General features: G+C 72.5%; 7 protein-coding genes. 2 read left to right on the forward strand and 5 right to left on the reverse strand.

What is annotated here, in order from left to right:
• From RZ84_RS09830 to RZ84_RS09850, 5 genes are all read right to left on the reverse strand, one after another.
• On the reverse strand, nt 1-1,006 hold a 1,006-nt coding region (locus RZ84_RS09830; RefSeq protein WP_241777638.1), incomplete at its 3' end, for a hypothetical protein.
• A gap of 52 nt (nt 1,007-1,058) precedes the next feature.
• The gene (locus RZ84_RS09835; protein ID WP_043263993.1) at nt 1,059-2,105 is read right to left on the reverse strand and encodes a C40 family peptidase; all 1,047 of its coding nucleotides are present in this window, start codon (nt 2,103-2,105) and stop codon (nt 1,059-1,061) included.
• Between the two features lie 233 nt (nt 2,106-2,338).
• On the reverse strand, nt 2,339-3,364 hold the full coding sequence (locus RZ84_RS09840) for a C40 family peptidase (protein ID WP_043263994.1): 1,026 nt from the start codon (nt 3,362-3,364) through the stop codon (nt 2,339-2,341).
• A 306-nt stretch (nt 3,365-3,670) separates the two neighbouring features.
• On the reverse strand, nt 3,671-4,987 hold the full coding sequence (locus RZ84_RS09845; RefSeq protein WP_052229854.1) for an NYN domain-containing protein: 1,317 nt from the start codon (nt 4,985-4,987) through the stop codon (nt 3,671-3,673).
• Between the two features lie 75 nt (nt 4,988-5,062).
• Complete coding sequence (locus RZ84_RS09850; RefSeq protein WP_043263996.1) at nt 5,063-5,302, reverse strand: hypothetical protein; 240 nt, start codon at nt 5,300-5,302, stop codon at nt 5,063-5,065.
• Between the two features lie 244 nt (nt 5,303-5,546).
• Here RZ84_RS09850 and RZ84_RS09855 point away from each other — a divergent pair, with 244 nt between their 5' ends.
• Together RZ84_RS09855 and RZ84_RS09860 are read left to right on the forward strand one after the other, a co-directional pair.
• The gene (locus RZ84_RS09855; RefSeq protein WP_043269496.1) at nt 5,547-6,227 is read left to right on the forward strand and encodes a rhomboid family intramembrane serine protease; all 681 of its coding nucleotides are present in this window, start codon (nt 5,547-5,549) and stop codon (nt 6,225-6,227) included.
• Nucleotides 6,224-6,505 carry an Lrp/AsnC family transcriptional regulator gene (locus RZ84_RS09860; protein WP_043263997.1) on the forward strand — a complete coding sequence of 94 codons (282 nt, stop codon included), beginning with the start codon at nt 6,224-6,226 and terminating at the stop codon, nt 6,503-6,505. Before RZ84_RS09855 ends, RZ84_RS09860 begins: the two co-directional genes overlap by 4 nt.
• The last annotated feature ends 208 nt before the right edge of the window (nt 6,506-6,713 follow it).

Consider the following 6,713-nt stretch of genomic DNA (forward strand, 5'->3'; position numbering starts at 1 on the left):
CCCGGCCGGCGGCCACCGCCCGGGAGAGCTCGGGCGCGGTCGCCGTCGGCCGGCGGTGCACACCCCGGTAGGCGACCCAGTCCGCGAAGCCCTCGGAGAGCCACAGCGGGGTGCCGGGCGAGGTGAGTGTGCGGGTGGCGACATGGGTGGTCTCGTGGGTCAGGACGACGGTGCGGCCCAGGTCGTTGAGCTCCTCGTACGCGTCCGGGTTGACGATCACCCGGTCCGCGGGCGCGGCCGGCGAGGCGCCCGCCTCGCCGGTGGTGACGGCCGCGATCCCGGTGTACCCGGACGGGTCGTCGCCGCCCATCAGCTGCGCCATCCGCCCGATGGTGTCCGGCGCCTCCACCACCACCTTCCGCGCCCACTTCCCCTTCCAGGCCGCGGAGACCGCGGGCACCGCGGCGTCCACCCGCGCCGCCAGGTCCCGCAGCCGCGCCGGGTTGCCGGTACCGCCCAGGACCAGGCTGTACCGGCCGCGCACCACCCGCACCGGGCCCTGGTCCCACAGCTGGCCGGTGCCGCTCCGGCCGTCCGCCGCGCCGTCGGTGTCAGACGAGACCAGCCAGCGACCGGAGCGCTCGGTCAGGGTCAGGTACTGGAGGGCGGTGACCGGGGCGGTGTCGAAGCCCTTGAGGCGGTAGCTGAGCCGGACCTGCGCGGCCAGCCGCCGGCCGGTACCGCCCTCCGGGAGCGTGAAGGCGCCGGTGGAGACCAGGTCGTAGTGCCAGTCGGCGACCGGCACCGCCGCCAGGTTGCCGATGACCTGCCGCTGCCGGCCCCGGAACGCCGCGGCCCGCGGATCGACGGTGGCCAGGAAGGCCGCGGCGTCGTGCCGCCGGACGGCCGCCGCCCGGGCGTCCAGCATCTCCTGGGCGCCGGGGTATTCGTCGGTTGGCCGGGTCGAGGGCGCGCAGCCGACGAGCGGGGCGATCAGCGCCGCGGCGCACCCGGCCGCCGTTGCGGCCCACCACGGCCGCGCGCGTCGCGCCCTTTGCTCCGGCATGCGCCCGATCGTACGGGCGGCCCGGCCGGGGCAAAAACGCTGGGCTCGGGGCTCAGGGCCGGGCGACGGACGAGACCGGCATCATGCCGACCGGGTCGTAGCGGACCCGGGCGCCGGGGTAGGGCGCGTGCACGACCTGCCCGTTGCCCACGTACATCCCGACATGACTGGCGTCCGAGCGGTAGATGACCAGGTCGCCGGGTTGCGCCTGGGACAGCGGGACCTGGTGTCCGACGCCGCTCTGGGCCTGCGAGGTGCGCGGCAGGGAGACGCCGGCCTGGGCGTAGGCCCATTGGGTGAGTCCGGAGCAGTCGAAGGCCGAGGGGCCGGCGCTGCCCCAGGCGTACGGGGAGCCGATGGCGGCCCGCACCGCGGCGACCGCCGCCGCGGCCCGGCCGGAGCCCGGCACGATCCCGGTGAGGTCCGGGATGAACTCGTCGCGGCCGTCGCTCCGCGAGGCCCGGTCGTAGGCCGCCCTGGTCTCCCGGGGAAGGGCGTTCAGCAGCCGCTGCGCGGTGGCCAGCTTGCGCTGGACCTCCTTCTTCTGGCGCGCGACCTCCTCGCGGCCGGCCTCCAGTTGCGCCAGCTTCCCGGCGGTCTCCCGGCGCTGCTGCTCCAACGCCCGGATCGCGGACCGGAGTTGGCGCAGCTCGCCGGCCTGGGTGCCGTTCAGCCGGTCGAGCGCGGACGCCTTCTCCAGGTAGCTGTCGGGCCGTTCGGAGAGCAGCAGCCGGACGGCGGGGGAGATACCGCCGGCACGGTACTGGGCGGCGGCCAGCGCGCCGAGCCGGCCGCGCATCCGGTTGACCCGGTCCTGGGCGCGGGCGGTGCGGTCCTGGAGGGCCGCCACCTCGTCCCGCAGCTCCTTGGTCCGGGCGTCCGCGGCGTTGAACTTCTCGGTGGCCCGCTCCGCCTCCTCGTAGAGCTTGTCCACCTGGGCGGCGGCGCTGTCCCGGCCGGCGGCCGGCTGCTCGGCGGGGTCGGCGCTCGCGGGGTGCGCCGACAGTGCGGCGGCTGCGGTCGCCAGGGCGGCGGACAGGACGGTGACCGACGCGAAGGTGGTCTGACCGCGCTGCGAGGTACGGCGATGGGACACCACGAGGGCCGCACTCCTTCCGTTGCAGCCCCTGCCGCCCGGGTGGGACGGTCGGTGATCCGGCAGCTGCGAGGGCAGACAGTAACCGCGCCGCGGGCCACCGGCCAAAGAGGACTCGGGGTGCCCGAAAAGCCGATCCGCCGGTGACTTCGCAGGTCACCGGCGGAGCGGAAGGTCAGTTGCGAGGGCCGCAATTCGCCCGATCGGGCGGCAGGTTGCGAGGGTTGTGAGGTTTTTCAGACCCGCACGCCGAACTGGAACGGCATGTTGTTGATCGACTCGTAGCGCACCGCGGCGCCCGGCTTCGGGGCGTGCAGCACCATGCCGTTGCCGGCGTAGAGGCCGATGTGGTGCAGGTCGCCGAAGAAGAGCACCAGGTCGCCGGGCTTGAGGGCGCTCTGGGAGCCGATCCGGGTGCCGGCGTTGGCCTGCTCCTGCGAGGTACGCGGAATCGACGTGCCGGCCTGCGCGTACGCCCAGGAGGTCAGGCCCGAGCAGTCGAAGGAGGACGGGCCGGTGGCCCCCCAGACGTACGGCGAACCTATCTTGGACTGGGCCGCGGCCAGGGCGGCGGCACCGCGCTGCGAGGCCGGCACGTCGTCACCGAGGTTGACCCGGTCGTTGCTGCGGTTCGCCCGGTCGTCCGCGGCCTGCATGGCCGCCCGCTCCTTGGCGGTCATCGTGTTGAGCAGCGCCTGCGCCTTGGCGAGCTTGCCCTTGATCTCGTCCTTCTTGTCGCCGAGCGCCTTGCGGGTCTCGGTGAGGTCCTTGATCTTGCGCGCGGCCTCCGCGCGCTCCTGGGCCAGCCGGCGCTGCTTGTCCGCGATGGTCTTCAGCTGCTCGGCCTGCTTGCCGCTCAACTGGTCGAGGGTGGCGGCCTTTTCGAGGAAGGTGTCCGGGTCGCCGGAGAGGAACAGCTGGACCGAGGGGTCGATGCTGCCGCTGCGGTACTGGCCCGAGGCGACCGCGCCCAGGCCCTTGCGCAGCTGGTTCAGCTCGCCCTGGCCGCGGGCGACCTTGTCCTGGAGGTCGTCGACCTCCTTCTGGAGCTTGTCCTGCTGCTCCTTGACGCCGTCGTACTTCTCGGTGGCCGCCTCCGCGTCGCTGTAGAGCTTGTCGACCTCGGACTTGACGTCCTGCTTCGACTGGCCCGGGTCGGCGTGTGCCGCCTGGGACGAGAGGGCGACGGCCGCCGCGGCGGTGGCGGTGAGCACGGTCACGCGAGTACGGCTCGGCTGCTTGGGTCGACGGTGGGACGCCACGGGGGCGAGCTCCTTCTTCCTCCAGCCGCCTACCGGGTAGTGGGGGGCGATGAACCCCGGCTCCGCGCGAACGCCGCGGACTCGGCGGTACCTTCACTGACCATCCCGGTTGGATGATCACCAATATGAAGGTTCGAGGCCCGACCTTAGTAACCGAGTTGTGATCGCTTCAAATCCTCACGGGAAAAATCTGTGCCACCGGCCCCAACTTTTACCAACATCACACGGGCCGTAAGCGCCAGTTGACGCTCCGGTGCACATCGCAAGCGATTTTCCACAGTCCGGTCACACATGGGGTGTGAAATGTCAGGTTCGTGCAAGTCGCTTGAGCAGCAAGGCCGATGCGACCGGCCGGGCGCCCGCCTTGGCCACGCCGTCGGCCACCTCCCGGTCCGTGGAGACCACCACGACCGGCCGGCCGGGCGGCTCGGCCCGTACCAGCTGGCGGATCAACTCGTCGGCCGTCACACCGGGTTTGCTGAACAGCACCCGCACCCCGCGCGGCGGCGCCAGCAGCACCGGGGCGGCCAGCTCCGCCCCGTCGAAGACGCAGGTCATCTCCGCGCCGGTCTGCGCGGCCAGCACCGCGAGGCCGCCCAGCAGCCGCAATCGCTGCTTTTCCAGCGGCATGGTCGGATAGCCGGTTTTGGTGACGTTGTAGCCATCCACCACCAAATGCGCCTGTGGCAGGGCCAGTAGCTGGTCCAGCAGCGCCGGGTCGGTCTCGGAGAGCGCCCGGGTCGCGATGTCCTTCGGCGTCATCCGGCCCGGCGCGACCGCGTCGACGGTGTCCGCCGGGCGGGCGGTGGCGGGCGGCAGAGCCAGCTCGCGGCGCAGCCCCTGGGCCGCGTCCAGCACGGTGTCCAGCAGCAGCCGCAGCCGCATGTCCTCGACGCTGCGCCCCTCGCGGGCCGAGCGCCGGCTGGTCTCCAGCGCCGTCTCGGCCTCCGCGATCCGGGCCTTGAGCCGGCGCACCTCGCTGTCCGCCGCGGCCCGCTCGGCCGCCGCCTTCTCCCGCGCCTCGGCCACCGCGGCCTCGGCCTTGCGGACCGCCGCCTCGCCGCGCTTGACGTCGCTGAGCGCGCTGCGCAGCTTGCGCTGCAACGACTCGTTCTCCTTGCGGGCCGCCTCCAGGTCCGCCCGGACCCGGTCCGCGTCCGTACGGGCCTCGCCGCGCGCCTGCGCCAGCTCCTCGCGCAGCCGGGAGAGCTCCCGCTCGGCCTCCTCGCCGGCCCGTTCGGCACGCGCCCGCTGCGCCTCCTCGCCGGCCGCCGCGACCAGCTTGACCCAGCCCTCGGGGCGCAGCACATACGCCGCCGCGGCGACATCGAGCGGATCGGCGGCGGCGGGCGGGGTGCCCTGCTCCAGGGCCTCGGCGAGCTCGGGCTGGGACTCGCGCAGCTTCCCGGCGATCCGCTGCCGGAAGACCGGGTCGCTCTCCAGCGCCGCGGCCATCGCGTTGCCGGCGAACTTGGCCCGGCGGGTCGGGGTGAAACGGGCATACTGCCGCAGCGGGGGCGGAAGTTCGGCCATCGTCAGGGCGCCGAACGACTCCGCGGTGAGCGCCACGACGCGGCGCCGTACGCCCTCGGGCAGCGGCTGGTCGAGCACGTCGTCGGCCATACCTTCGGGGGCGTCGTCACGCTCCGCTCCCGGCTCCCCTTCTGGACGTTCCACCACTGCTGCATCGCTCCGATCTCAGGCGCTCGGGCCCGGACGGTCCACCAGCTCGATCTGGTCGACCGCGTTGCACCAGCGGCAGCGCACGGACTCGATGCTCTCGCTGAGGACCTCGCGCTCCTCTACCTTCGGCTCCCCTGCCAGGTCCAGGTGGACGTACTCGACGACCTTGGACCGGCGGGTCACATCGAAACGCGTGAGATTGCCGCACAGCGTGCAGCGCCACCGCGTCTCGGCCGTCGGCAAGGGAACAGCCATGGTGTCGTCCTCTTTCGTGCTCGTCGGGCTCGTGCTGGGGTCGGTTCACGCGGTACGCCGTCGGACTGCGGAACTACGCAACGTACTTCCTGTAACCCTACGGCCTGATGGGGGGCCGGTGCGGGCCCGCCCGGGAGGCGGGACGCGGCGAGGCACTCTGTCCCGATTCACCGCATTGCGTCATGATCACTTCATGACGGCGCCGGCTCACCCCGCCCGCTCCCTGAGAGCGGTGTTCTCGCGGATGACGAACGTGCTGATCGGGCTGTGCTGCGCGGTCTTCGCACTCGGCCCGGCCTCCGGCCTGCTGCGGATATACGGCACCGGCGACGCCCTGCTGCGGGCCCAGGCCAGGTACTTCGAGCGCTGGGGCGTGATTCCGCTCGATCTGTGGAGCGGCTCGGCGAAGGCCCTGATCACCCCGCTCACCGCGCTGTTCGTGCACGGAAGCTGGCTGCATCTGCTCGGCAACATACTGTTTCTGTACGTCTTCGGCGGGATGACCGAGACCCGGATGGGCCGGCTCCCGTTCACCGTCTTCTACGTGACCGTCGGCTATCTGGCGCTGCTGGGCTACGCCGCCGCGCACGCCTCCTCCGACCAGACGCTGGTCGGCGCCTCCGGCTCGATCTCCGGCGTCCTGGGCGCCTTCCTCTTCCTCTTCCCGCGGGCCCGGGTCACCAGCGTCTTCCCGTTCCTGTTCTTCCTGCCGCTGCGCTTCCCCGCCTGGCTCGTACTGCTCTTCTGGTTCTTCCTCCAGTGGTCGGCGGCCCGGCACGACCCCTCGGGCCCCGGCGTCGCCTACCTCGCCCACGTCGTGGGCTTCGCGCTCGGCTTCCTCTACGCCTGGGCCCGCTACCGGAGGGATACTGTGAGGGCGACCAGGGACAACGGGCCCGCGACCGAGGGAGAGAGCCAGCCGTGATCACGTCGATCGTGCTCATCAAGACCAGCGTGGACCAGATCCCGGAGATCGCGGAGAAGATCGCCGCCCTGGAGGGCGTCAGCGAGGTGTACTCGGTCACCGGTGCGCACGACCTCATCGCGATGGTGCGGGTCGCCGAGCACGACCAGCTCGCCGACGTCATCCCCGGCCGCATCAGCAAGGTCCCCGGCGTCACCTCCACCGAGACGCACATCGCCTTCCGCACGTACTCCCAGCACGATCTGGAGGCGGCGTTTTCCATCGGCCTCGAGTCGTAACCGGTTCACTGCGTTTGGCTGGCTTCCCACGTTGTCGGCTGTCCCGCCGTGCGCCTGCGGCGGGGCGGCTTCCCACGTTGCCGAGTGCGGCGCCGTTGCGCCTGCGGCGGGCGGGGTCCGCTGCGCGGGGCTTTCGGGGTGCGGTGGCGGCCCTCCGGGGGTGGTGTGCCGGACTGCTTCGCTTTACGTCCGGCACACCACCCCCTCC

It is taken from the genome of Streptomyces sp. CT34 (genome assembly GCF_000805335.1).
In the GTDB taxonomy this organism is placed as follows: Bacteria; Actinomycetota; Actinomycetes; order Streptomycetales; family Streptomycetaceae; genus Streptomyces.

Bases quoted from the DNA above. Each gene is read 5' to 3' on its own strand.
- RZ84_RS09850 (WP_043263996.1), bottom strand. From the start codon at position 5,302: ATGGCTGTTCCCTTGCCGACGGCCGAGACGCGGTGGCGCTGCACGCTG.
- RZ84_RS09845 (WP_052229854.1), bottom strand. From the start codon at position 4,987: ATGGCCGACGACGTGCTCGACCAGCCGCTGCCCGAGGGCGTACGGCGC.
- RZ84_RS09855 (WP_043269496.1), top strand. From the start codon at position 5,547: ATGACGAACGTGCTGATCGGGCTGTGCTGCGCGGTCTTCGCACTCGGC.